Annotated in this window: 18 protein-coding genes, 2 tRNA genes and 3 rRNA genes; 14 read left to right on the top strand and 9 right to left on the bottom strand. The window is 60.5% G+C overall.

All coding sequences use genetic code 11. From position 1 onward, the window contains the following. Nucleotides 1–15: 15 nt before the first annotated feature. Nucleotides 16–495 carry a putative toxin-antitoxin system toxin component, PIN family gene (locus tag LDZ23_RS08525; protein WP_244807400.1) on the bottom strand — a complete coding sequence of 160 codons (480 nt, stop codon included), beginning with the start codon at nt 493–495 and terminating at the stop codon, nt 16–18. A 56-nt stretch (nt 496–551) separates the two neighbouring features. Between LDZ23_RS08525 and yaaA the strand changes: the two genes are divergently transcribed. Both yaaA and LDZ23_RS08515 read left to right on the top strand, forming a co-directional pair. Beyond that, nucleotides 552–1,331 (top strand): peroxide stress protein YaaA, encoded by a 780-nt coding sequence (yaaA, locus tag LDZ23_RS08520; protein ID WP_008341685.1) that lies wholly within the window; start codon nt 552–554, stop codon nt 1,329–1,331. 32 nt (nt 1,332–1,363) lie between these two features. Then, nucleotides 1,364–2,524, top strand: a complete 1,161-nt coding sequence (locus LDZ23_RS08515) for a M14 family metallopeptidase (RefSeq protein WP_008341683.1) — start codon at nt 1,364–1,366, stop codon at nt 2,522–2,524. A gap of 93 nt (nt 2,525–2,617) precedes the next feature. On the opposite strand, the gene LDZ23_RS08510 is transcribed toward LDZ23_RS08515, so the two are convergent. The 4 genes from LDZ23_RS08510 to LDZ23_RS08495 form a co-directional block, all read right to left on the bottom strand. Then, entirely contained in the window at nt 2,618–3,202 is a 585-nt protein-coding gene (locus tag LDZ23_RS08510; protein WP_244807399.1) for a BspC domain-containing protein, read from the bottom strand. Between the two features lie 147 nt (nt 3,203–3,349). Beyond that, complete coding sequence (locus LDZ23_RS08505) at nt 3,350–4,024, bottom strand: membrane protein (RefSeq protein WP_033535783.1); 675 nt, start codon at nt 4,022–4,024, stop codon at nt 3,350–3,352. Nucleotides 4,025–4,092: 68 nt separating this feature from the next. Then, nucleotides 4,093–4,899 carry a helix-turn-helix transcriptional regulator gene (locus tag LDZ23_RS08500; protein ID WP_033535768.1) on the bottom strand — a complete coding sequence of 269 codons (807 nt, stop codon included), beginning with the start codon at nt 4,897–4,899 and terminating at the stop codon, nt 4,093–4,095. A gap of 190 nt (nt 4,900–5,089) precedes the next feature. Further along, the gene (locus LDZ23_RS08495; RefSeq protein ID WP_244807398.1) at nt 5,090–6,304 is read right to left on the bottom strand and encodes a DUF2863 family protein; all 1,215 of its coding nucleotides are present in this window, start codon (nt 6,302–6,304) and stop codon (nt 5,090–5,092) included. A gap of 594 nt (nt 6,305–6,898) precedes the next feature. On the opposite strand from LDZ23_RS08495, the gene LDZ23_RS08490 reads away from it, so the two are divergent. From LDZ23_RS08490 to LDZ23_RS08455, 8 genes are all read left to right on the top strand, one after another. Beyond that, nucleotides 6,899–8,430: ribosomal RNA gene (locus tag LDZ23_RS08490) — 16S ribosomal RNA — on the top strand. 63 nt (nt 8,431–8,493) lie between these two features. Beyond that, nucleotides 8,494–8,570 (top strand) — tRNA-Ile (locus LDZ23_RS08485). Between the two features lie 47 nt (nt 8,571–8,617). Further along, nucleotides 8,618–8,693: transfer RNA gene (locus LDZ23_RS08480), tRNA-Ala, on the top strand. A 284-nt stretch (nt 8,694–8,977) separates the two neighbouring features. Then, nucleotides 8,978–11,860 (top strand): 23S ribosomal RNA (locus tag LDZ23_RS08475). 156 nt (nt 11,861–12,016) lie between these two features. After that, a 5S ribosomal RNA gene (gene rrf, locus LDZ23_RS08470) occupies nt 12,017–12,129 on the top strand. Together the 16S, 23S and 5S rRNA genes with 2 tRNA genes alongside form the textbook arrangement of a ribosomal RNA operon. A gap of 243 nt (nt 12,130–12,372) precedes the next feature. After that, nucleotides 12,373–13,236, top strand: a complete 864-nt coding sequence (imuA, locus tag LDZ23_RS08465) for a translesion DNA synthesis-associated protein ImuA (RefSeq protein WP_008349189.1) — start codon at nt 12,373–12,375, stop codon at nt 13,234–13,236. Continuing rightward, nucleotides 13,181–14,740: a Y-family DNA polymerase gene (locus tag LDZ23_RS08460; RefSeq protein ID WP_425306882.1), complete on the top strand. Its 1,560-nt coding sequence runs from the start codon at nt 13,181–13,183 to the stop codon at nt 14,738–14,740. The genes imuA and LDZ23_RS08460 overlap by 56 nt, the downstream gene beginning before the upstream one ends. 6 nt (nt 14,741–14,746) lie before the next feature. Further along, nucleotides 14,747–18,199 (top strand): error-prone DNA polymerase, encoded by a 3,453-nt coding sequence (locus tag LDZ23_RS08455; protein WP_425306881.1) that lies wholly within the window; start codon nt 14,747–14,749, stop codon nt 18,197–18,199. Here the strand turns inward: LDZ23_RS08455 and LDZ23_RS08450 are convergent. Next, entirely contained in the window at nt 18,193–19,131 is a 939-nt protein-coding gene (locus tag LDZ23_RS08450) for a dTDP-4-dehydrorhamnose reductase family protein (RefSeq protein ID WP_034473216.1), read from the bottom strand. The two genes, LDZ23_RS08455 and LDZ23_RS08450, sit on opposite strands and share 7 nt — an antisense overlap. Further along, nucleotides 19,128–19,334, bottom strand: coding sequence for a heavy-metal-associated domain-containing protein (locus LDZ23_RS08445; RefSeq protein WP_008349193.1), 207 nt, complete (start codon nt 19,332–19,334; stop codon nt 19,128–19,130). The genes LDZ23_RS08450 and LDZ23_RS08445 overlap by 4 nt, the downstream gene beginning before the upstream one ends. 97 nt (nt 19,335–19,431) lie before the next feature. Between LDZ23_RS08445 and cueR the strand changes: the two genes are divergently transcribed. Together cueR and LDZ23_RS08435 are read left to right on the top strand one after the other, a co-directional pair. Continuing rightward, a complete protein-coding gene (cueR, locus tag LDZ23_RS08440; protein ID WP_008349194.1) occupies nt 19,432–19,818 on the top strand; it encodes a Cu(I)-responsive transcriptional regulator in 387 nt (128 codons plus the stop codon). Nucleotides 19,819–20,052: 234 nt separating this feature from the next. Further along, complete coding sequence (locus tag LDZ23_RS08435) at nt 20,053–20,199, top strand: DUF3563 family protein (RefSeq protein WP_008349196.1); 147 nt, start codon at nt 20,053–20,055, stop codon at nt 20,197–20,199. Nucleotides 20,200–20,295: 96 nt separating this feature from the next. Here LDZ23_RS08435 and copM read toward each other — a convergent pair whose 3' ends face one another. Next, nucleotides 20,296–20,694 carry a CopM family metallochaperone gene (copM, locus tag LDZ23_RS08430; RefSeq protein ID WP_008349197.1) on the bottom strand — a complete coding sequence of 133 codons (399 nt, stop codon included), beginning with the start codon at nt 20,692–20,694 and terminating at the stop codon, nt 20,296–20,298. Between the two features lie 113 nt (nt 20,695–20,807). Between copM and LDZ23_RS08425 the strand changes: the two genes are divergently transcribed. Further along, nucleotides 20,808–21,179: a hypothetical protein gene (locus tag LDZ23_RS08425; protein ID WP_008349199.1), complete on the top strand. Its 372-nt coding sequence runs from the start codon at nt 20,808–20,810 to the stop codon at nt 21,177–21,179. A 14-nt stretch (nt 21,180–21,193) separates the two neighbouring features. Here LDZ23_RS08425 and LDZ23_RS08420 read toward each other — a convergent pair whose 3' ends face one another. Further along, nucleotides 21,194–22,039, bottom strand: a complete 846-nt coding sequence (locus LDZ23_RS08420; RefSeq protein WP_008349200.1) for a 23S rRNA (adenine(2030)-N(6))-methyltransferase RlmJ — start codon at nt 22,037–22,039, stop codon at nt 21,194–21,196. A 289-nt stretch (nt 22,040–22,328) separates the two neighbouring features. Here LDZ23_RS08420 and LDZ23_RS08415 point away from each other — a divergent pair, with 289 nt between their 5' ends. After that, nucleotides 22,329–23,123: a 3-hydroxybutyrate dehydrogenase gene (locus tag LDZ23_RS08415; RefSeq protein WP_008349201.1), complete on the top strand. Its 795-nt coding sequence runs from the start codon at nt 22,329–22,331 to the stop codon at nt 23,121–23,123. Nucleotides 23,124–23,135: the final 12 nt, after the last annotated feature.

Here is a 23,135-nt window from a genome sequence, read left to right as displayed (position 1 = left end):
TATTTTAAGACACCGTCAGCCGATGGCCGCCTGTGCCTCGAATTCGATGACGAACGGCTTCGGCTCGGCGATGCGAAACGCGAAATCGCGCGCGACGCGCCGCGCGAGCTTCAGCACAGCGCGGTCTTTCGATACGAGCCACTGTGCGCCCGATGCGTGCGCGAGTTCGAGAAACTTCTGGTCGTCGCGGTCCTTGCATTGGGGCAGCGGACGCCCGTTTTCGTCGATGGTCGCGGCCACGAGCGTCGAGAGGCGCGCGACGCTCGCGAGCGCGGCGGTCTTGTCGACGTCCATTCGCACGAATTGCGGATAGTCGAGCACGCGCGTGAGTTCCCTGAGACAGCGCTCGTCGATGAGCGCTTCGAGCGTGCGGGCAACGAGTGCGGCGTGAATCGGACGCGTGGCGGGGTCGTCGAATACGAGGATGTCGATCCACACATTCGAATCGAGCACCACGCGCGGGGAGCCAGGCTGCGGCGCGGCGGAATTGTCCATTCGATACAATCAGGGGTTTATGCCAATGATCGCCGGCGGCGTGCCGGCGAGCCTCCATGATAATCGTTCTCTCGCCCGCCAAATCGCTCGACTACGAGACGCCTGCCCATATCAAGAAGCACACGCTGCCGCAATTCGTCGATGACGCCGCGGAACTGATCGACGGACTGCGCGAACTTTCGCCGCAGCAGATCGGCGGCATGATGAGCATTTCGGACCCGCTCGCGGCGCTGAACTTCCAGCGTTACGCGGACTGGTCGAAGACCTTCGACACGAACAATTCCAAGCAGGCGGTGCTCGCGTTCAACGGCGACGTGTACGAAGGCTTTGCCGCGAAGTCGCTGTCTGCCGGCGATCTCGATTTCGCGCAAAATCATGTGCGCGTGCTGTCGGGGCTGTATGGTTTGTTGCGGCCGCTCGATTTGCTGCAGCCGTATCGGCTCGAAATGGGCACGAAGTTTCCGAATGCGCGCGGCAAAGACCTCTACGCTTTCTGGGGCGAGCGCATTACGGCGGCGCTCAACGAGCAGTTGCAGAGGCAGCGCGGCGCGCGGGTGCTCGTGAATTGCGCGTCGGAGGAATATTTCAAGTCGGTCAAGCCGAAGCTGCTGGCGGCTCCGGTCATCTCGCCCGTGTTCGAGGACTGGAAGGGCGGGCGCTACAAGATCATCAGCTTTCATGCGAAGCGCGCGCGCGGGATGATGGCGCGTTATGCGGTCGAGAACCGCATCGACGAACCGGAAGCGCTCAAGGGCTTCGACAGCGAAGGCTACAAATTCGATGCAAAAGCATCGAACGACACGACCTATGTATTTCGTCGCCGCGTCGCGGACTGAGATCCACGCGGCAAGCACGCAAGGAAACGCAGATGACTCTCTCTATCTCAAGCAACTTCGACGCGGGCGCGATCGAAGTCCTCAACGCCGACGATCCCGCCGACATTCGCCTGCGCATTCGTCCCGATTCGCACGCGGATTTCGCGCAATGGTTCTATTTCCGCGTGTCGGGCGCGCGCGGCGAGCGTCTCGTGATGACCTTCGAGAACGCGGCGCAGTGCGCGTTTCCCGAGGGCTGGCGCGACTATGAAGCGGTCGCCAGCTACGACCGCGTGAACTGGTTCCGCGTGTCGACGGAGTACGACGGGCAGGTGATGAAGATCGATCACACGCCTGACTTCGATCGCATCTATTACGCGTACTTCGAGCCGTACAGCGAAGAGCGCCACTCGGAGTTTCTCGGCGCGGTCCAGCAGATGCCGCTCGCGACGCTGACCGAGCTCGGCAGCACGGTTCAGGGCCGCCCGATATCGGTGCTGTCGCTCGGCATCCCGGATTTCGGCGACGCCGAGCCGAAGAAGAAAGTCTGGATCATCGCGCGTCAGCATCCGGGCGAGACGATGGCGGAATGGTTCGTCGAAGGACTCGTGAAGCGTCTCGCCGGTTTCGGCGACTGGGCGGGCGATCCGGTGGCGCGCGCGCTCTTCGAGCGGGCCATTTTCCATATCGTGCCGAACATGAATCCGGACGGCAGCGTGCTCGGCAACCTGCGCACCAACGCGGCGGGCGCGAACCTCAACCGCGAATGGATGGAGCCGAGCGCGCAACGCAGTCCGGAAGTGCTGGTCGTGCGCGAGGCGATCGAGGAAACGGGCTGCGACCTGTTCTTCGATATCCACGGCGACGAAGCCATTCCGTACGTGTTCGTCGCGGGCTCGGAGATGCTGCCGGGCTTCACCGAGCAGCAGGCGAAGGAGCAGAAGGCGTTCGTCGATTTCTTCAAGCAGGCGAGCCCGGATTTCCAGGACGTCCACGGCTACGAGTCGAGCAAGTATCAGACAGATGCGCTCAAGCTCGCGTCGAAGTACATCGGCAACGAGTATAAATGCCTGTCGCTTACGCTCGAGATGCCGTTCAAGGACAACGCGAATCTGCCCGACGAGAGCGTCGGCTGGAACGGCGCGCGCAGCGCGGCGCTCGGCGCATCGATGCTGCAAGCCATTCTGTGGCATCTGCAGGCGTTCGGCGCCTGAGCGCCGCCGACTTGCCGCCGATGTGAAAAGGGCGTGGCCGCTTCATGCAGCCACGCCCTTTTTTGTCGTGTCTTCGTCGCAGGACGAAGGGAGCTAGTGCTTCTTGGTGGTCTTTTTCGTCGACTTGGTCGAGGACTTCGACGTGCTCTTCGACTTACCCGACGACGCCTTCGTCTTCGCGCCGTGCTTGCCCTTCGTGGCGTGCGTCGAGCGAGGTTCAGCGCGCGCGCGCAATGGCGGGACGGGATCGTTCCAGCCGAAAGCGAGCATCTGACTGCCGACATAACCGCAGCGGAACTTGAGCGGAGTGTAATCGTTCCCGCCGTCCTTCGGCATGCCTTGACCTTCGACGGTCACGACGTTGTCCACTTTGATTCGCTGCTTCTTCTCGTCGAACGAATCGTTCCACGGCTCGATCGCGGAATGCGAGGCATCGAACGAGGCAGGCGGAAATTCGACGTGATCGAACGCCGACGACGTGCTGGCGATGAAGTTGCCATGTGCAGCGCAATCCGCGACGAGCGGGTTGGCTTTGAAATCGGTGACGAAGTGGTGAATCAGTTCGTTGCGCTCGTCGAGCGAATCGGCAAAAGCGGACACGGCGCATGCCAACGATGCACATACCGCCAACCGGCCGACGAGCCGCAGGAGCCGGCGCGGTGCGAAGTTACTTTCCATCAAGTCTGGCGCTAAGAAGACACGGGCAAGTAAGATGCGCCGTGTGGGGAGGGAGTTCAATCTTATCGTACTTTGTGCGCGTACCCATCGCCCGGAGTCCGATATCCGACTCCGCCAGTAGCAGTGAATTGATACGTTTCGCGCAACCTAGACGCGCGGGCCGCGGTCCAGGCGATAGCGGCGCACGTCATAGGTGGTGATCCAGGCGGGCTTGTACACCGTGATCAATATGGTGAGCAGGCCCGTGAAGAGCGCCTCGCCGGCGCCCAGCAGCAGCGAGCCGCGCGTGAATGCCGGAGGCACGATGACCGGGCCGCCGGCAAGCGCCATCTCGAGCCCGACCGTCGCGCCACAAGCGGCGGCCACCGCAACCGCCGACGTGATGAACCCGTGTCCGGCGATGAAGGTAAAGAGATTGCGCGGCAAGCATAGGTTGCTCAAGCGCTGCAGCAATGTCGACACAGCGACGGGCACTGCGCCGAAGAGAAGATAGGTGGTCGCGACCGACAGCCACGATGCATCGAGCACGACGGCCGCGAGACCCGTGGTCGCGGCCGTGCCGATGAGCGCGAGCCGCCAGTCGAACAGCGTGACCATCAACGTTGCGCCCAATAGATGGATGACGGGTCCGTCATCGAACCATGCGTTGCATGCCCATAGCACCGAGATCGCGACGATGACGCCAAGCCACACGTTTTGCAGCGTGGCGTCCTGCAGGCGAGCGAACGGACGCTGCAGCATTGCGAGCGCGAGCAGCCCCGCGGCGGCGATCCAGCTGCCGACGGTTAGCCAAAGCGGTAGCGGTGTGTAGAAGAACCCCATGCCTTGCATATTACTCGTTGCGCGTAAAACGTGTGCGCAAAGGACGGACCCGTTTGCCTCGTTTGTTGCTAGAAGGTTGATTCAGGCTCGGCGGCCATCGGCAGCGCGGCCGCATCGTTGTCGAGAAGCGACGGATAGCGCGTCCGCGGCCGGCGCAGCGGAATCACGCCTGGCTGGCCCGATACGACGCGCACCGGTTTCTCGCCTCCGCTGCGCAGAATCTCGAGATGCGAATTCTGCACGCCGTTGTAGATCGCGACCGCGGCCGCGCGATTTGTCGCGCCCAGCTGCTGGAAGATACTTGCAAGGTGGATTTTCACCGTGCCTTCGCTGATACCGAGTGTCTTCGCGATCATCTTGTTCGTGCTGCCCATGTGCACGCAGCGCATGATTTGCTGTTGTCGCGGTGACAGCGTCGGATGATGGCGAATCTTCGGCAGCTTGGCACTGTTTCGAATGCGGCGGGTGGTGAGCTCAAGCGTCAGTTCCGGGTCGACCACGTCCGGCGGAATGTAATGTCCACCGACGAGCACCATCTCCAGCGCGCGGAGTATCAGGATGGGATCGAGGGCGCGCGGGATCACGCCCATTGCGCCGACGCTCATCAGCGCGTAGACCAGCGCGGCGCCGCAACGGTCGACCATGATGGCCGCTGGCACATCTGGGGCGTCGTCGAGCAGGATCTGCAGGTCGCCGGTGCGCAGTTCGGGCGCCCAGTCGATCACGATCATGTCAGGGGAGGAGCGCTTCAAGGCGGAACGGGCTTGTCTCCAATCCTTCGCCTCGATGAATTGCGCTTGGCGCGCAACGCGGCGCAGCAATGTTTTAAGGCCCGCCCGGCGTTCTGCGTCGGAACCAATGATGTTGATTATCATGCTTCACCTCTTGTCAATACACCGTCGCCTACCGGCTTCGGAACTCGGCGCCGGTTTGCATCGGCGCCAGTCGGTATGTTGACAAATTTAAGGTGATTTGGCCCCCTATCCGAATGGCATAGGCATAAATACACAAAACCCCGCACGCGGCGGGGTTCTTTTTGGCGTAAATAGCTGCTATCGAGCATCGTTAATGGAAATGTGGCTGCGCAGGATCAGCGTCTTCCGGCATTTCAGCGTGAACGATCTCGCCGAGCGGATCGGCATAGAGCGGCGCGCCGCAGTCGTCGCAGAACTCCGGTTCGAAGCGTCCCGCATGGCGGCGTACGTCAGAGACACCTGTCTTCTTCAGCAACTCGACGATTTCTTCCACCGGTCCATTGGCGCCCTCGAGATCGACCGGATCCTCGTCCATTCCGAGTTCCCCGTTCTCGCGGCCGTAGAGCGGCCACACGACGCCGTAGATCACATCGTTGCTGCCGCGACGTGTAAAGCCGATGCGGTATTCGTCGATGCGCCGCTCGCCGAAGCCCGCGATGACCGCGCGCAAGTCCTGGGGCGCGGTGCCGAGCGTATCGAACAGATATCGGACGGCGGTACGTACGGTGTGCGGACGCACCTGTTCGTCGGCGTCGCGGCAGGCGGAGTAGTAGGCGTCAGGAAGCAAGCACTCGAACTCGCAGCCCGGCAGAATTGCCGCGAAGCTCGGTCCGCCTTGCGCGGCCCACTGTTCGAGGCATTGACCGCGCTCCACCCGGCTGCCGTTTTCGTCTTCCTGCCAGCGAAAGAACGCCGCACCGGCCGGTACGACGACCAGCGCCAATAGAAATCGCGGGTCCGCGAGAATCGGCGAGGTTTCCGGGAGGTCCGACAGATTCAGACGTGCGACGCTGCCGCTCGTCACCGTCTGCAGCAACTGTTGCGCGAGGCGCGACGTATCCACATGGTGGCGTGGCAACTGATCGATGCTGTACAGATAGGGCGCGACGGCTACCCGGGCATCGGCTGCGAGCACATGAGCCTGCATCTGCGTGCGCAGTGCGTCGACGGCATCGCCCTTGAGCGAGCCCGATGGAATCGCGTAGCGCGTCCACGCGAGCACCGGCGCGGCAATGAGCAAGGCTTCATGCGGTGCGCCTTCGATGTCGAATCTGAACGACTCGCTGTGCGTCTCGGCCATATCGGCGAGCGCGCCGTAGGCGTCCGGATGATTCTGCTGCAGATGGTCGAGCGCGGCGTCGAGCGTCGTCTGATTGCCGTTGCGCACGAGTTTGGCGATGAGCGTGTCGAGGCGAGCTTCCCAGAAGCGGTCCTCGACACGGCTGCCGGACGCGAAAAGCGCGAGGGAGAGGCTGACGAGCTTGTCTGCATCTGGGGGAATACGTTTTGCGATTCGCGAGCGCATATAGATACTAGAGTGAATTAGTGCGGTGAACCTTTGATTGTAGTCGCTCGGGCGATGCTTTTATCGTGCGGCGTTGCAACACGTCGATCGGAGGAGAGTGCAGCGTGACTTGGAGCGCCACGATAATTTCTTTGCATCCCCCTTGCGGAGTCGGGATTCGCTCACTAGAATTCCGTTCCTTCGCGATTCGATGAACGCGAAGGAAGCGGGAGAGGGCGGTATCGGCGGTGCGCTCGGGGGTAGGTTGTAGAAGGCTCCGGGCGCGGATCGGCAAGAAAAAGAAACTTCGAATTCTTGTTGACACGAACCGAAACGTTCTTCATAATCTCGTTTCTCTGCTGCTGATGCAGCGACGCAAGGCGGAAGTTGAAGTAAGGCTTGTCTTGCGATGTGCTCTTTAAAAACTAACAGCCGATAAGTGTGGGCGCTTGATGGCGAGTGCGGCTGGTTCTCCGGAATCGGTAATAGCAAAAGTATCAAGAGTCTCACACGAAGTATCAGAGGAAGGTTTTTCCATCTTTGGATGGAATAAATCATCGTCAGTACGTTGAGTGAGCGACCTATTCGGAAGAATAGAAAACAGTAACAGGTATTGAACTGAAGAGTTTGATCCTGGCTCAGATTGAACGCTGGCGGCATGCCTTACACATGCAAGTCGAACGGCAGCACGGGGGCAACCCTGGTGGCGAGTGGCGAACGGGTGAGTAATACATCGGAACGTGTCCTGTAGTGGGGGATAGCCCGGCGAAAGCCGGATTAATACCGCATACGACCTAAGGGAGAAAGCGGGGGATCTTCGGACCTCGCGCTATAGGGGCGGCCGATGGCAGATTAGCTAGTTGGTGGGGTAAAGGCCTACCAAGGCGACGATCTGTAGCTGGTCTGAGAGGACGACCAGCCACACTGGGACTGAGACACGGCCCAGACTCCTACGGGAGGCAGCAGTGGGGAATTTTGGACAATGGGGGCAACCCTGATCCAGCAATGCCGCGTGTGTGAAGAAGGCCTTCGGGTTGTAAAGCACTTTTGTCCGGAAAGAAAACTTCGTCCCTAATATGGATGGAGGATGACGGTACCGGAAGAATAAGCACCGGCTAACTACGTGCCAGCAGCCGCGGTAATACGTAGGGTGCGAGCGTTAATCGGAATTACTGGGCGTAAAGCGTGCGCAGGCGGTCTGTTAAGACCGATGTGAAATCCCCGGGCTTAACCTGGGAACTGCATTGGTGACTGGCAGGCTTTGAGTGTGGCAGAGGGAGGTAGAATTCCACGTGTAGCAGTGAAATGCGTAGAGATGTGGAGGAATACCGATGGCGAAGGCAGCCTCCTGGGCCAACACTGACGCTCATGCACGAAAGCGTGGGGAGCAAACAGGATTAGATACCCTGGTAGTCCACGCCCTAAACGATGTCAACTAGTTGTTGGGGATTCATTTCCTTAGTAACGTAGCTAACGCGTGAAGTTGACCGCCTGGGGAGTACGGTCGCAAGATTAAAACTCAAAGGAATTGACGGGGACCCGCACAAGCGGTGGATGATGTGGATTAATTCGATGCAACGCGAAAAACCTTACCTACCCTTGACATGGTCGGAACCCTGCTGAAAGGTGGGGGTGCTCGAAAGAGAACCGGCGCACAGGTGCTGCATGGCTGTCGTCAGCTCGTGTCGTGAGATGTTGGGTTAAGTCCCGCAACGAGCGCAACCCTTGTCCTTAGTTGCTACGCAAGAGCACTCTAAGGAGACTGCCGGTGACAAACCGGAGGAAGGTGGGGATGACGTCAAGTCCTCATGGCCCTTATGGGTAGGGCTTCACACGTCATACAATGGTCGGAACAGAGGGTTGCCAAGCCGCGAGGTGGAGCCAATCCCAGAAAACCGATCGTAGTCCGGATCGCAGTCTGCAACTCGACTGCGTGAAGCTGGAATCGCTAGTAATCGCGGATCAGCATGCCGCGGTGAATACGTTCCCGGGTCTTGTACACACCGCCCGTCACACCATGGGAGTGGGTTTCACCAGAAGTAGGTAGCCTAACCGCAAGGAGGGCGCTTACCACGGTGGGATTCATGACTGGGGTGAAGTCGTAACAAGGTAGCCGTATCGGAAGGTGCGGCTGGATCACCTCCTTTCTCGAGCTTCGCACACGAAGTTAAGCGCTCACGCTTATCGGCTGTTGTTTGAAGACAGGCTTTGGGTCTGTAGCTCAGTCGGTTAGAGCACCGTCTTGATAAGGCGGGGGTCGTTGGTTCGAATCCAACCAGACCCACCACGGTCAAGATGAGTCAGGCAGTCAGTGAGGCTGCAGACGCAAGACGCGGGGGATTAGCTCAGCTGGGAGAGCACCTGCTTTGCAAGCAGGGGGTCGTCGGTTCGATCCCGTCATCCTCCACCAAGTCCTCAATGCGCAGTGTTTCGTGAAGCACTTTGCATTGGCGATTGAAAGCCAGTTGATGTCGCAGGCGAGTGAAGTGAGCTTGTCGGCTAAACGTTCTTTAACAATCTGGAAGAAGTAGTAAAGAGACTATCTAAAAGCACTTAGAGATGGGTGTGAGTCGGGTAGTCAGGGTGTGATTGTATCAAGTATGAAAAGTGATCTTGATGATGACTTGGAATACGGCACAACGCGAATACTCAGCCTATGGCGAGAGTGGCTCGAGAGAGACACACTTGTTATAGGGTCAAGCGAACAAGTGCATGTGGTGGATGCCTTGGCGATCACAGGCGATGAAGGACGCGGTAGCCTGCGAAAAGTTGTGGGGAGCTGGCAAACGAGCTTTGATCCACAAATGTCCGAATGGGGAAACCCACTCCTAATGGAGTACCCACAACTGAATACATAGGTTGTGTGGAGCGAACGCGGTGAACTGAAACATCTAAGTAACCGCAGGAAAAGAAATCAACCGAGATTCCCAAAGTAGTGGCGAGCGAAATGGGATCAGCCTGTACTCTTTATCTTTGTTGTTAGTCGAACGCTCTGGAAAGTGCGGCCATAGCAGGTGATAGCCCTGTAGACGAAAACAGCGAGGAAGAACTAGGGGTACGACAAGTAGGGCGGGACACGTGAAATCCTGTCTGAAGATGGGGGGACCATCCTCCAAGGCTAAATACTCGTGATCGACCGATAGTGAACCAGTACCGTGAGGGAAAGGCGAAAAGAACCCCGGGAGGGGAGTGAAATAGATCCTGAAACCGCATGCATACAAACAGTCGGAGCCTGGAAACGGGTGACGGCGTACCTTTTGTATAATGGGTCAGCGACTTACGTTCAGTAGCGAGCTTAACTGATTAAGGCAGGCGTAGCGAAAGCGAGTCCGAACAGGGCGATCAGTTGCTGGGCGTAGACCCGAAACCAAGTGATCTATCCATGGCCAGGTTGAAGGTGCGGTAACACGTACTGGAGGACCGAACCCACTAACGTTGAAAAGTTAGGGGATGAGCTGTGGATAGGGGTGAAAGGCTAAACAAACTTGGAAATAGCTGGTTCTCTCCGAAAACTATTTAGGTAGTGCCTCGTGTATCACCTTCGGGGGTAGAGCACTGTCATGGTTGTGGGGTCCATTGCGGATTACTACGCCATAGCAAACTCCGAATACCGAAGAGTGCAATCACGGGAGACAGACATCGGGTGCTAACGTCCGGTGTCAAGAGGGAAACAACCCAGACCGCCAGCTAAGGTCCCAAAGATTGGCTAAGTGGGAAACGAAGTGGGAAGGCTAAAACAGTCAGGAGGTTGGCTTAGAAGCAGCCACCCTTTAAAGAAAGCGTAATAGCTCACTGATCGAGTCGTCCTGCGCGGAAGATGTAACGGGGCTCAAGCCAGTCACCGAAGCTGCGGATGCGTACGCAAGTACGTGTGGTAGGAGAGCGTTCCGTAAGCCTGCGAAGGTGCGTTGAAAAGCGTGCTGGAGGTATCGGAAGTGCGAATGCTGACATGAGTAGCGATAAAGGGGGTGAAAAGCCCCCTCGCCGTAAGCCCAAGGTTTCCTACGCAACGTTCATCGGCGTAGGGTGAGTCGGCCCCTAAGGCGAGGCAGAAATGCGTAGCTGATGGGAAGCAGGTCAATATTCCTGCACCATTGTTAGATGCGATGGGGGGACGGATCGCGGAAGGTTGTCCGGGTGTTGGACGTCCCGGTCGCTGCGTTGGAGAAGGCACTTAGGCAAATCCGGGTGCGTAATTCAAGGGCGTGGCGCGAGCTTCTTCGGAAGCGAAGCAATTGGAAGTGGTTCCAAGAAAAGCCTCTAAGCTTCAGTCTAACGATGACCGTACCGCAAACCGACACAGGTGGGCGAGATGAGTATTCTAAGGCGCTTGAGAGAACTCGGGAGAAGGAACTCGGCAAATTGGTACCGTAACTTCGGGATAAGGTACGCCCTTGTAGCTTGACTGGCCTGCGCCAGGAGGGTGAAAGGGTTGCAATAAACTGGTGGCTGCGACTGTTTAATAAAAACACAGCACTCTGCAAACACGAAAGTGGACGTATAGGGTGTGACGCCTGCCCGGTGCCGGAAGATTAAATGATGGGGTGCAAGCTCTTGATTGAAGTCCCGGTAAACGGCGGCCGTAACTATAACGGTCCTAAGGTAGCGAAATTCCTTGTCGGGTAAGTTCCGACCTGCACGAATGGCGTAACGATGGCCACACTGTCTCCTCCCGAGACTCAGCGAAGTTGAAGTGTTTGTGATGATGCAATCTCCCCGCGGCTAGACGGAAAGACCCCATGAACCTTTACTGTAGCTTTGCATTGGACTTTGAACCGATCTGTGTAGGATAGGTGGGAGGCTATGAAACCGGAACGCCAGTTTCGGTGGAGCCGTCCTTGAAATACCACCCTGGTTTGTTTGAGGTTCTAACCTTGGCCCGTGATCCGGGTCGGGGACAGTGCATGGTAGGCAGTTTGACTGGGGCGGTCTCCTCCCAAAGCGTAACGGAGGAGTACGAAGGTACGCTAGGTACGGTCGGAAATCGTGCTGATAGTGCAATGGCATAAGCGTGCTTAACTGCGAGACCGACAAGTCGAGCAGGTGCGAAAGCAGGTCATAGTGATCCGGTGGTTCTGTATGGAAGGGCCATCGCTCAACGGATAAAAGGTACTCTGGGGATAACAGGCTGATACCGCCCAAGAGTTCATATCGACGGCGGTGTTTGGCACCTCGATGTCGGCTCATCTCATCCTGGGGCTGTAGCCGGTCCCAAGGGTATGGCTGTTCGCCATTTAAAGAGGTACGTGAGCTGGGTTTAAAACGTCGTGAGACAGTTTGGTCCCTATCTGCCGTGGGCGTTGGATATTTGAAGGGGGCTGCTCCTAGTACGAGAGGACCGGAGTGGACGAACCTCTGGTGTACCGGTTGTGACGCCAGTCGCATCGCCGGGTAGCTATGTTCGGAAGAGATAACCGCTGAAAGCATCTAAGCGGGAAACTCGCCTTAAGATGAGATATCCCCGGGGCTTCGAGCCCCTTGAAGGGTCGTTCCAGACCAGGACGTTGATAGGTCAGGTGTGTAAGTGCAGTAATGCATTGAGCTAACTGATACTAATTGCCCGTAAGGCTTGATCCTATAACCAGTGTGTTTCACGTACTGACTTGGCGCCACAGCGCTTGGTCAATACCACCCCTGGTTGAGTATCGTTGTGCGACACTCACTCCCCAAACACTTCTACTTCTTCCCAGATTGGTTGTCGCGCCCACCCAGGCGAGACAACAACAAGTCATGCCTGATGACCATAGCGAGTCGGTCCCACCCCTTCCCATCCCGAACAGGACCGTGAAACGACTCCACGCCGATGATAGTGCGGATACCCGTGTGAAAGTAGGTAATCGTCAGGCTCCTCATGCTTCAAACAAAAACCCCACCCCAAAAGGTGGGGTTTTTGCGTTTGAAGCGCGGCAACCGTGAATCCGGATAACCCGCGCTGCGACTTGCCTCGCGCCCCATCGGCGCATCCTTCTATCCGCCAGCTGTTTACCCTCGCCCGCAAAAATACTGTATAAATATACAGTAAACCGGAGGCCCACCGAGCGCTTGCGCCATGAGCAGGCCCCTGTATTCGCGTCGGACGGGGAAAACTCATGGGTGCAGCACTTTCATTGCTCGACATCGGGCTGACATCGCATCTGCAGCGTCAGGTCTGGCAGGGCAGTCCGGTCAACGATCCCGATTCGAACATCATCTCGAGCGGCTTTCGAGCGCTCGACTTGGCCTTGCCCGGCGCAGGCTGGATGCCCGGCTCAGTCACCGAGTTGCTGATCGAAGAGAGTGGCGTAGGCGAAATCAGACTGCTCGCGCACTCGATCCGCGAACTGACAGCAAGCAAAGGCCGCTCCGTCATCTTCGTCGCGCCACCGTGGAAGCCCAATCTGGCCGCGCTTCGGACGATGAACATCGCGGTGAACAAGCTGGTTTGGGTCAAAGCGGCCGAGGATCAGGTGCTCTGGGCCGCGGAGCAGTCGTTGAAGCAGGAAGGCATCGGCGCAGTGCTGATCTGGCTACCACAAGTCGATGCCAAAGCCTTGCGAAGACTGCAGGTAGCGGCTCAGGAAGCGCAGTCGCTGGCATTTCTGTTCCGCCCGCTCAAAGCGGCGAAGCAATCCTCCGCTGCGCCGCTGCGCATGGTCTGCAAGCCGATACTTCCCGCCAACGCGCAGACGATGAACCGTCGCGAATGGATGCAGGCCGTCATGCTCGAAATCGACATCATCAAGCGGCGCGGCCCATTGCTCGGCAAGCCCTTGCAGTTGAACTTGCCGCTGCAGATGCCTGCGCTGCCCGAACATATTCGTCGGGCGCATCAGGCAAGGAAAGCACGAGAGGTCAAACATGTTGTGGATAGCGGTGACATTGCCGCTTTTATCGCTCGAAGCCGTCAGGCCGCCTTCGATGCCCTCAGCGCCGGCGAACTCGACATCGCCTGGAGCGAGCTCGACGGCGAATGACAATATCGATCAGTCATGCTTCGCGCTAGCCGATCACGCGCGCGTCCTGATGCCCGATCTCGTCGCGTTTCGGCTCGGCGTGCGGCCCGGCAGCACGCGCTCGCATGCGTTCGCGCTCGCGCCCCAACTGACGTTGCTTGCCGTCGACATTCGCGAGGAGCAGAACGCGCTCGAAGCCGTTGCGCTGGCGCTGCTCGCGTTCACGCCCAAAGTCGTGCTCGCGCATGCGAATACGGTACTGCTCGAAGTCGGCGCCAGCATGCGGCTCTTCGGCGGATTGCGCGCGTTGCTGTCCAGAGTGACATCGACGGTTAAAGGATGTGGCTTCACGTCCCGCATGGGCTGCGCGCCGACAGCGTGGGGCGCGTGGCTGCTGGCGCACGCGCGCACGCGCCGGGTCGCGCGGCGCGTACGCATCGTGAAAGAGACGACGCTCGTGCACGTACTCGATGAGTTGCCCGTATCGCTCATCCCATCGGCGCATTCGCACGGCAACGTGTTCGAGCAGATCGGTTGCGCGACGCTCGCCGATTTGCGTCGTCTGCCGCGCAAGGGCGTCGCGCGCCGCTTCGGGCAAGGCGTTCTGCAATGGCTCGCGCAAGCGTACGGACAGGCGCCCGACCCGCGTGAGGCATTTTGTGCGCCGGCGTCGTTCGAAGCGCGGCTCGAATTGCAGGCGCGCGTGGAAAGCGCCGAGGCGCTGCTGTTCGCCGCGCGCCGGCTCGTGCTGCAACTCGCCGGCTGGCTCTCTGCGCATCATGCGGCGGTCAGCGAATTTTCGCTCTTGCTCGAACACGAACTGGCCGCCCGTCACGCGCCGAAAACGTCGACATTCAAGGTGGCGTGGGCCGTGCCGACGCGCGACGCCGACCACATCCTGTGGCTCTTGCGCGAGAAGCTGAATCAGACGACGCTCGCCGCGCCCGTCATCGAGATGAAACTCCTGGCCGACAAGGTCAGCGAGTATGCGCCGCCGCCCGACACCTTGTTTCCGATGCCTGGTTCCGACAGCGAATCGATGGCGCAACTGCTCGAACGCCTGAGCGCGCGGCTGGGCGCGGAGAACGTGGTGCAACTGGTCGCGCGCGACGATCATCGGCCCGAGGCGGCGATGACCGTCGAACCTTATAAGCCCGCAAGCGAAACGAAACCCAAGCGCGGAAAAAAGTCGCCGAAGACGCAAACGGCAAGGGCAGAAGCAGAACCCGAAGTGCAAACGGAGTCAGACGAACCGCTCGAACTTCCCGATCTCGCCGTGCCTCAGCAGCCGCGTCCGTCGTGGATACTCGAAACGCCGCAAAAGCTGATGCTGCGCAACGAGCGGCCGTTCTATCGGCGTCCGTTGAAGCTGATCAGCCGGACCGAGCGTATCGAGGCGGGATGGTGGGACGGCAACGGCGTCCAGCGCGATTACTACGTCGCCGCCGACGATCGCGGGCGCATGTTCTGGCTCTATCGCGAACGTCTTACGGGCGACTGGTTCCTGCACGGTTTTTTCGGATGATGCGCGATGGATGATCTGAACGACATCATCGGTCTGCATGGAGACAACGCGTTTCCCGGCTCGATGTCGGCGTCGGCGTTGTTGCCCGGTTATGCCGAACTGCATTGCCTGAGTAACTTTTCGTTTCTGCGCGGCGCATCGCATCCGCAGGAACTGGCGGCGGCCGCGCTCGAACACGGCTACACCGCGCTCGCGATTACGGATGAATGCTCGCTCGCGGGCGTCGTGCGCGCGCATGCCGCGATCAAGGACATCGAGGCGAAGGCGCAAGCCGACGCCGAAGCCGCGCGGCTTGCCGGCGAGCCGCCGCCCAAGAGGCAGGATCTGAAGCTGATCATCGGCAGCGAACTGCATCTCACGGACGCCGATGGCGAGCCGTTCTGCACGCTTATCGCGCTCGCGACGAATCGGGCGGGCTACGGCAACCTGTCCGAGCTGATTTCGCACGCGCGCGCGCGTTCGCCGAAGGGCAGCTATCGGATCGGTCCGGAAGACTTCACCGATCCCGCCGCTTCATCCGATACATCGGACTTGCGCGGCGATATCGCGCATCTGAAGCACTTGCCCGATTGCCTGCTGATTCTCGTGCCGCAGCGCGCAGCGACGCTCGCCGATACGCTCGATCGCGCGCACTGGCTGGCCGGTTTCGCCGCGGGCCGCGCGTGGCTCGCGCTGGAGCTCTGGCAGGACGGCAGCGACGACGAGCGTCTCGCTTCGTGCCGCGTGATCGCGCAGGCGAGCGGATTGCCGCTCATCGCGGCAAGCGGTGCGCTGATGCACGCGCGCTCGCGCAAGCCCTTGCAGGACACGCTCACCGCGATTCGCCTGAACCGGCCGCTCGCCGAATGCGGCTATGCGCTCGAAGCGAACGCGGAGCGGCATCTGCGCACGCGGTTGCGCATCGGCGCGCTTTATCCGAAAGAGGCGATCCGGGAAACGTTGAAGGTGGCCGCGCGCTGCACCTTCTCGCTCGACGAACTCAAGTACGAATATCCCGAGGAACTGGTGCCGCCCGGCGAGACGCCCGCGAGCTATCTGCGCAAGCGGGTGATGGCGGGCGCGCTGCAGCGCTGGCCGAACGGCATGGACGCCGAGACGATCGGTCTCATCGACAAGGAACTGGCGCTCGTCGCGAAGCTGGAATACGAGAAGTACTTCCTGACGGTCTACGACATCGTCGCGTTCGCGCGCAGCAAAGGAATTTTGTGTCAGGGACGCGGCTCGGCGGCGAATTCGATCATTTGTTATTGCCTCTTCATCACCGAGCTCGATCCGGTGCGGATGGGTCTCCTGATCGAGCGCTTCATCTCGCAAGCGCGCAACGAGCCCCCCGACATCGATGTCGATTTCGAGCATCAGCGGCGCGAGGAAGTCATCCAGTACATCTATCAGAAGTACGGGCGGCATCGCGCGTCGCTGGCGGCGTCGCTCATCACGTATCACACGCGCAGCGCGCTGAAGGATGTCGGCAAGGCGCTCGGGCTCGATGCATCGCTGATCGAGCGCATCGGCAAATCGCAGCAATGGTGGGACGGGCCGTCGGCGGTGGCGGGTTATCTCCGGGAAGCCGGCTTCAGCGACGATTCGCACGTCACGAAGCATCTGATCCGGCTCACGCGCGAGTTGCGCGGCTTTCCGCGGCATTTGTCGCAGCATGTCGGTGGCTTCGTGATCGCGCGGGAACGTCTGTCGCGGCTCGTGCCGATCGAAAACGCCGCGATGAAGGACCGCTGCGTGATTCAATGGGACAAGGACGACATCGATCAGCTGAAGCTCCTGAAAGTCGACGTGCTCGCGCTCGGCATGCTTTCGGCGATCCGGCGCGCGCTCGAATTCGTCGCGCTGCGGCGCGGCGTGCCGGGCTTCGGGCTGTCGCATATTCGTCGCGAGGACAAGGCCGTCTACGAAATGTGCTGCCGCGCGGACACCATCGGCGTGTTTCAGATCGAATCGCGTGCGCAGCAGAGCATGCTGCCGCGCTTGCGGCCTCAGAAGTATTACGACCTCGTCATCGAAGTGGCGATCGTGCGGCCCGGCCCGATCCAGGGCGGCATGGTGCATCCGTATTTGCGCCGCAAGCAGGGCCTCGAAGAGGAGGATTATCCGAAAGAGGAACTGCGGCCGGTGCTCGGCCGCACGCTCGGCGTGCCGATCTTTCAGGAGCAGGTGATGAAGCTCGCGATGGTCGCGGCGGGCTACACGGCGGAACAGGCCGATCAGTTGCGCCGCGCGATGGCCGCGTGGCGCCGCGGCAGTCATCTGGAAAAGTATCAAGCCGATCTCATGCAGAAGATGCTCGCGCGCGGCTACGAGCACGATTTCGCCGCGCGCGTGTGCAAGCAGATCGAGGGTTTCGGCGAATACGGCTTTCCTGAGAGTCACTCGGCGAGCTTCGCGCTGCTCGTCTATTTCAGCGCGTGGATCAAGCGTTACGAGCCCGCGGCGTTTCTGGCCGGCCTGCTGAACAGCCAGCCGCTCGGCTTTTATTCGCCGTCGCAACTCGTGCAGGACGCGCGGCGTCACGGCGTGCCGGTGTTCGCGCCCGATGTTTCGCTGAGCGATTGGGAGTCGGTGCTGGAAGCGCGCGCCGGCGATGGCGAGCGCATCGGGTTCGATGCCGGCAAGGAGCGGCGGCGTCAACAGTTTTACGGCGCGGCAGAGTCGGATCGCGTGTTCCGGAAGACCGTGCAGCGAGCGGCGCGCAGGCTCAGAAAGCGCGTCGAGCTGGATGGACGGCAATACGGCGCGAAAGGGCCAGGCGTGCGGATCGGCCTGCAACTGATCAAAGGTCTGCCGCAAGCGGCGGCCGAGCGGATCATGGCCGCGCGCGCAGAAGCGCCGTTCATCGATGTCGACGATCTCACGCGCCGTGCCGCGTTGTCGCGCCGCGAACTCGAAGCGCTCGCGGCGGGCAATGCGCTCGCGAGCATTGCAGGACACCGGCGTCAGGCGTGGTGGGCGGTCACCGCACAGCAGCGCGCGCCGGAATTGCTGCGCGACGCGCCGATGAGCGAGGCGCCGCTGCTGCTGCCGGAAGCATCGGAAGGTCGCGAAATCGTCGACGATTACGCGAGTCTCGGGCTCACGCTCAATCGGCATCCGCTCGCGCTTTTGCGCGCGAAGCTCGCGCGTATGCGCTTCAAGACCGCGGCCGAACTCGCGGATATCAGAAACGGGCGCTTCGTGCGGGCGTGCGGCATCGTGACGGTGCGGCAGCGGCCGGGCACGGCCAACGGCACGATTTTCGTATCGATCGAGGACGAAACGGGCGCAATCAACGTGATCGTCTGGCCGGGGCTCGTCGAGAAACAGCGCAAGGTGCTGCTAGGCGCGTCGCTGCTCGGCGTGCACGGCGTCTGGCAAATGGAAGGCGAGGTGCGCCATCTGGTGGCGCAGCGGCTCGAAGACCATAGTGCTTTGCTCGGCCGCCTGGCCGCGCCGAGCCGCGATTTTCACTGAGATGAGACGTCCGGATACTTCGCGAGCAGTCTGCCGATCGCGATGTCGAACGGCGTGCGCCGGCCGATGCCCAGCGCTTCCAGCCGGCCGGAATCGAGATGACAGTCGCGCGGGCGCGGCGTCGCGTCCGCGGGCGTGCGCTGCGCAACGAGCTTCGCGTCCACTTTCAGTGCTCGCGCGATGCGTTCGGCGATATCGAACTTCGTCATCGGCTCGTCGCCGGACCATTGCGCGATCCCGGAGATCGTCGCGCCTTTCGCGTGATGTTCGAGCATGCCGCGAATCACCACGGCGACATCGGGCGTGTATGTCGGATAACGCGTCGCCCAGGCGTCCATCGAGGCGGGCGCGCCGGCCGCCTCGGACGATTTCACGATCGCGGGCGTGAGGCTCGTCACCGCAGATTCGCTCCAGTCGGTGAACGGCCCGTAAAGCAGCGGCAGACGCAGCACGCAGGACATCGGATCGCTCGCGAGCAGCGCGCGTTCGCCGTCGAGCTTGCTCTGGCCGTAGGCGTTGAGCGGCGCGGGCGCGTCGTCGGGCAAATAGGGCGGCGACGCGCCGTCGAAGACGTAGTCGGTCGAAATCGACAATACCCATGTGCCGAGCGCGCGCGCTTCGGTGGCGATCACGCTCAACGCCTCGACATTCAACGCGCGCGCGAGCGCCGGATCGTTTTCGCAGATGTCCGGACGCCGCTCCGCTGCCGCGACCACGATCGCATCCGGCGCGAGATCGCGCACGAACGCGCGTACCGCGTCATGGTCGAGCAGGTCGAGCTTCACGCTCGCGGCGTCGGCGCGCCGGTGAGCCGTATGCACGACGCGCCACGTCTGCGTGCTGGCCGCGCTCGCCAGTTCCGTGGCAACCGCCCGGCCCAGCAACCCCGACGCCCCGATCAGCGCGACGGTAAAGCGCTCGTTTTGCCTCATGCCGAAGCGACGCCGACGACCGTATAGCCGGCCTCGTCGATGGCTTCCTTGAGCGCATCGTTCGATTTTGCGGATTCGACGGCGACCTTGCCTCGCTCCAGATCGACGCGAACTTGCGCTTGCGGATCGATTTCCTGAATCGAGCGCGTCACAGCGGCGACGCAGTGCTGGCAACTCATGCCCTGAACTTCGAATTCGGTCATTGCTGTTTCCCCTTGAAAAAGTCCGGATCAACGACATCGTATACCTTGCCATCATGGGAAGGTGTAGAGTCGGAATGACATTTTTCAGGAGCAGACGATGAATATCGGCGAAGCGGCCCGCGCCTCGGGCGTGACCGCGAAAATGATCCGCTACTACGAGAGCGTCGGATTGCTCAATCCGGTCGGACGGACGTCATCGGGATATCGCGTGTATGGCGATCACGAGGTCCACGCGCTGCGTTTCGTGCGGCAGGCACGCCGGCTCGGTTTTCTCGTCGACGATATCCGCAAGCTGCTCGCCTTGTGGCAGGACCGGTCGCGGGCGAGCGCGGAGGTGAAGTCGATTGCGCTGGAACACGTTGCGGAACTTGACCGGCGGATCGCCGAATTAACCGAGATGCGCGACACGCTGTCGCATCTGGCTAATCATTGTCACGGCGACGCGCGGCCGGATTGCCCGATCTTGGACAAGCTGGCGCAGTAATGCCCTAAATGGGTGCATGTGCAACGACCAGATTGTTGACAAAGAGCGAATTGATACGAGAAATCAGTGGTTTAAGCAAGAATGCGGCCTGCACCATTCCGAATCCGAATGCACACTATTCAAGCATTTCACTACCCCGGCACGGACGTTCTCCCCTATAATCCGGGTATTCCCTAACGCGGGTAATCCCTGACCCGAACCGCCAGGGATCTTTCGAAGACCTTGGAGAACACCATGTTTGCATTCCTCATCGAAAAACTGAGCATCTGGTTTGAAGCCGCCGAGCAGCGCCGCCGCGAAGCCTATCTTGCGCAATCGACGGACATCGTCCAGCTTGAACAGCGCATCCGCTCGCTGGAAACGAACGGCTACAACGCTTAAGCGTTTCGTTCCTGGCGTCGAACACGCCCGATGTGAAAGCAAAAGCCCCGCAATTGCTGGGCTTTTGCTTTTTGCTCGTCACGTGAGCGGAGCGTTTTACTGCTTGTGCGGATGCTGCTCCAGCCACTGTTTCATGAATGCGATTTCCTTGTTCTGCGCGGCGATGATGTCCTTCGCCAGCTTGCGCAGCTTGGCGTCCTTGCCGTACTTCAGTTCGACCTTCGCCATTTCCACCGCGCCCTGATGATGCGGAATCATGTGCGCGACGAAATCCCGGTCGGCGTCCCCCGTGTACTCGATGCTCGACATGCCCGACATCATTTTCTGATCGGCGGCCTGGAACGCGGCGGTGGACGAGACGTCCGTCGGCTTCGGCTCGTGCTGTTCCATATTCATGCCTGGCATTGCATCGCTCGCCGGCGCGGCGGTCTGGGCATTCACGCTTGCGCTGCAGAGGATGGTGAAGATGGCAAGTGCGATTCTTGTTGATTTCATCGTATCTCCTGTGGAAGGGGCGGTTGCAAGGCTGCTTATGTGTCGAACCACCTAGCCTAAAGCTTGCCACCGGGGTAAGGTAAAGCGGTTTCGTCTACACAAAAGAGCGCGCGATGCCAGGCCATATCAATGACACGACGAATATCGGGTTCCGCCATCGAATCACGAAAGTCACGCAGGTTTGCATCGCGCTCGCCGCAGTCTTGCCCGGCTCGCAACCGGCGCTCGCCAAGCCGGGCGGCGAACCGCTCGTACTCGATACGCAAACCGGTATCCACAGCGGCGTGAGCGGCACGGTGCTCCAGAGCGGCCCGCTCGGCGGCCCGGGCATGGTGCCGATGGCGACATTGCCCGGCATCCCGCAGGAGGCTCAACCGCCCATCGTCGTTTCACCATACGTCGAATATTCAAGCGGACAGAACACGGTGCCCGTTCAGCCTGGCGGCGGCGTGCGCCCCAGAACTCCGCGCGCGCCTCATCCCTGACCCCGAAACCGTGCTCAGTCGGCGCGATGTTCAAGCTTGAACGAAGCGTTGCCGTCCTCGCCGAGCGCGTCGACGAGGTAGGGCAGTGATTCCTTCAGTTCCTTCGCCAGCGTGTAGGGCGGGTTGATTACGAACATGCCGCTGCCGAACAACCCGAAGCCGTCCGTCGGCGGTTTCCTCACCGTGAGGGCCGCATGCAGCCAGCCGTTCGGCTGGATGGCCTTCAGCTGATCGGCGAAACGCTGCGACTCCTGGCGCGTGACGATGGGGTACCAGACCGCATACGTTCCGGTCGAGAAGCGCTTGATACTTTCTTCGAGGCACGTAATCGTGCGGGCGTAGTCGCGCTTGTCCTCGTACGACGGATCGATCAGCACGAGCGCACGCCTCGGCGGCGGCGGAAGAATCGCCTTAATGCCGTCGAAGCCGTCGCCTTCGTAGATCATCGCGCGCCGGCCGGCATCGCGGAAATTGTGGCGCAGCACGTCGATTTCCGTGCTGTGCAACTCGAAAAGCCGCATGCGATCCTGCTCGCGCATCGTGCGCCAGGCCAGATAGGGCGAGCCGGGATAGAAACGCAGACCGCCATCGGGATTCAATGCCTTCACTTCGTCGACATAGTCGGCGAGCAGCGCCGGCAGGTCGCCGCGATCCCAAAGCTTGCCGATGCCCGTCTCGAACTCGGCGTTCTTCGTCGCGAAGCCTTCGGTGAGCGAATACACTCCGGCGCCGGCGTGCGTGTCGACATACCAATACGATTTGTCCTTCTGGCCGAGATAGCGAAGCATCTGAATGACGATCGCGTGTTTCAGCACATCGGCGTGGTTGCCCGCATGAAAGGCGTGACGGTAACTGAGCATGACAGGAGGCCCGCGTTGGGCGCGAGAAGCAAAATGAAAAGGTGCGGCGGAAGGGCGCCTATTCTAGCCGACCCCGTGCGCTGCATGACTCACGACGCCCAGCGCGTGCTGCGGCGCATTGCGTCCTTCATGCACAATAACCGCTCCCGGACTTTCATGAACAGTCGGCCGAACGGCCTAAGCGTTCTGAGTTTCGCCCGACTTTTCCTATGCCGAACGGCCAGCTTGATAGCCGTGCCGACGGATGTTGTCATACACCCGATGTCTTCCCACTGGATAGGAGGTTCGCATGTCATCAAACGGTAAGCTCGACGGCAAGGCCGCGATCGTGACGGGCGCGGCGAGCGGTATCGGCAAGGCTATCGCGTTCACGCTCGCCGGCGCGGGCGCGGCGGTCGCCATCGCCGATCTGAATCAGGCGGGCGCGGACGCGGTCGCCGAAGAGATCCGCGGCAAGGGCGGCAAGGCTATCGGCATCGCGATGGACGTGACGAACGAAGACGCCGTCAATCAGGGCATCGATCGCGTCGCTGCGGAACTGGGCTCTGTGGACATCCTCGTGTCGAACGCGGGCATTCAGATCGTCAATCCCATCGAAAACTACGCGTACGCCGACTGGAAGAAGATGATGGCGATCCACGTCGACGGCGCGTTTCTCACCACCAAAGCCGCGCTCAAGCATATGTACAAGGACGATCGCGGCGGGGTAGTGATCTATATGGGTTCGGTGCATTCGCACGAGGCGTCGCCGCTGAAGTCCGCCTATGTGACCGCGAAACACGGACTGCTCGGCCTCGCGCGCGTGCTGGCGAAGGAAGGCGCGAAGCACAACGTGCGCTCGCACGTCGTCTGTCCGGGCTTCGTGCGTACGCCGCTCGTCGACAAGCAAATTCCCGAGCAGGCCAAGGAGTTGAAAATCAGCGAGGAAGAAGTCGTCAGGCGCGTGATGCTCGGTGGTACGGTCGATGGCGTATTCACGACCGTCGAGGACGTCGCTCAGACCGTGCTCTTCCTTTCCGCGTTCGAAACGGCGGCGCTGACGGGGCAATCGTTCGTCGTGAGTCACGGCTGGTTCATGCAATAAGGAGAACGCGCG

The sequence above is a fragment of the Caballeronia zhejiangensis genome (genome assembly GCF_022879815.1).
In the GTDB taxonomy this organism is placed as follows: Bacteria; Pseudomonadota; Gammaproteobacteria; order Burkholderiales; family Burkholderiaceae; genus Caballeronia; species Caballeronia zhejiangensis.
This window is presented reverse-complemented; position numbering and strand designations above follow the sequence as displayed.

What these genes read in the sequence shown, in the direction of transcription:
- LDZ23_RS08525 (WP_244807400.1), bottom strand. Translation starts at nt 495, where the DNA reads ATGGACAATTCCGCCGCGCCGCAGCCTGGCTCCCCGCGCGTGGTGCTC.
- yaaA (WP_008341685.1), top strand. Translation starts at nt 552, where the DNA reads ATGATAATCGTTCTCTCGCCCGCCAAATCGCTCGACTACGAGACGCCT.
- LDZ23_RS08515 (WP_008341683.1), top strand. Translation starts at nt 1,364, where the DNA reads ATGACTCTCTCTATCTCAAGCAACTTCGACGCGGGCGCGATCGAAGTC.
- LDZ23_RS08510 (WP_244807399.1), bottom strand. Translation starts at nt 3,202, where the DNA reads ATGGAAAGTAACTTCGCACCGCGCCGGCTCCTGCGGCTCGTCGGCCGG.
- LDZ23_RS08505 (WP_033535783.1), bottom strand. Translation starts at nt 4,024, where the DNA reads ATGGGGTTCTTCTACACACCGCTACCGCTTTGGCTAACCGTCGGCAGC.
- LDZ23_RS08500 (WP_033535768.1), bottom strand. Translation starts at nt 4,899, where the DNA reads ATGATAATCAACATCATTGGTTCCGACGCAGAACGCCGGGCGGGCCTT.
- LDZ23_RS08495 (WP_244807398.1), bottom strand. Translation starts at nt 6,304, where the DNA reads ATGCGCTCGCGAATCGCAAAACGTATTCCCCCAGATGCAGACAAGCTC.
- imuA (WP_008349189.1), top strand. Translation starts at nt 12,373, where the DNA reads ATGGGTGCAGCACTTTCATTGCTCGACATCGGGCTGACATCGCATCTG.
- LDZ23_RS08460 (WP_425306882.1), top strand. Translation starts at nt 13,181, where the DNA reads ATGCCCTCAGCGCCGGCGAACTCGACATCGCCTGGAGCGAGCTCGACG.
- LDZ23_RS08455 (WP_425306881.1), top strand. Translation starts at nt 14,747, where the DNA reads ATGGATGATCTGAACGACATCATCGGTCTGCATGGAGACAACGCGTTT.
- LDZ23_RS08450 (WP_034473216.1), bottom strand. Translation starts at nt 19,131, where the DNA reads ATGAGGCAAAACGAGCGCTTTACCGTCGCGCTGATCGGGGCGTCGGGG.
- LDZ23_RS08445 (WP_008349193.1), bottom strand. Translation starts at nt 19,334, where the DNA reads ATGACCGAATTCGAAGTTCAGGGCATGAGTTGCCAGCACTGCGTCGCC.
- cueR (WP_008349194.1), top strand. Translation starts at nt 19,432, where the DNA reads ATGAATATCGGCGAAGCGGCCCGCGCCTCGGGCGTGACCGCGAAAATG.
- LDZ23_RS08435 (WP_008349196.1), top strand. Translation starts at nt 20,053, where the DNA reads ATGTTTGCATTCCTCATCGAAAAACTGAGCATCTGGTTTGAAGCCGCC.
- copM (WP_008349197.1), bottom strand. Translation starts at nt 20,694, where the DNA reads ATGAAATCAACAAGAATCGCACTTGCCATCTTCACCATCCTCTGCAGC.
- LDZ23_RS08425 (WP_008349199.1), top strand. Translation starts at nt 20,808, where the DNA reads ATGCCAGGCCATATCAATGACACGACGAATATCGGGTTCCGCCATCGA.
- LDZ23_RS08420 (WP_008349200.1), bottom strand. Translation starts at nt 22,039, where the DNA reads ATGCTCAGTTACCGTCACGCCTTTCATGCGGGCAACCACGCCGATGTG.
- LDZ23_RS08415 (WP_008349201.1), top strand. Translation starts at nt 22,329, where the DNA reads ATGTCATCAAACGGTAAGCTCGACGGCAAGGCCGCGATCGTGACGGGC.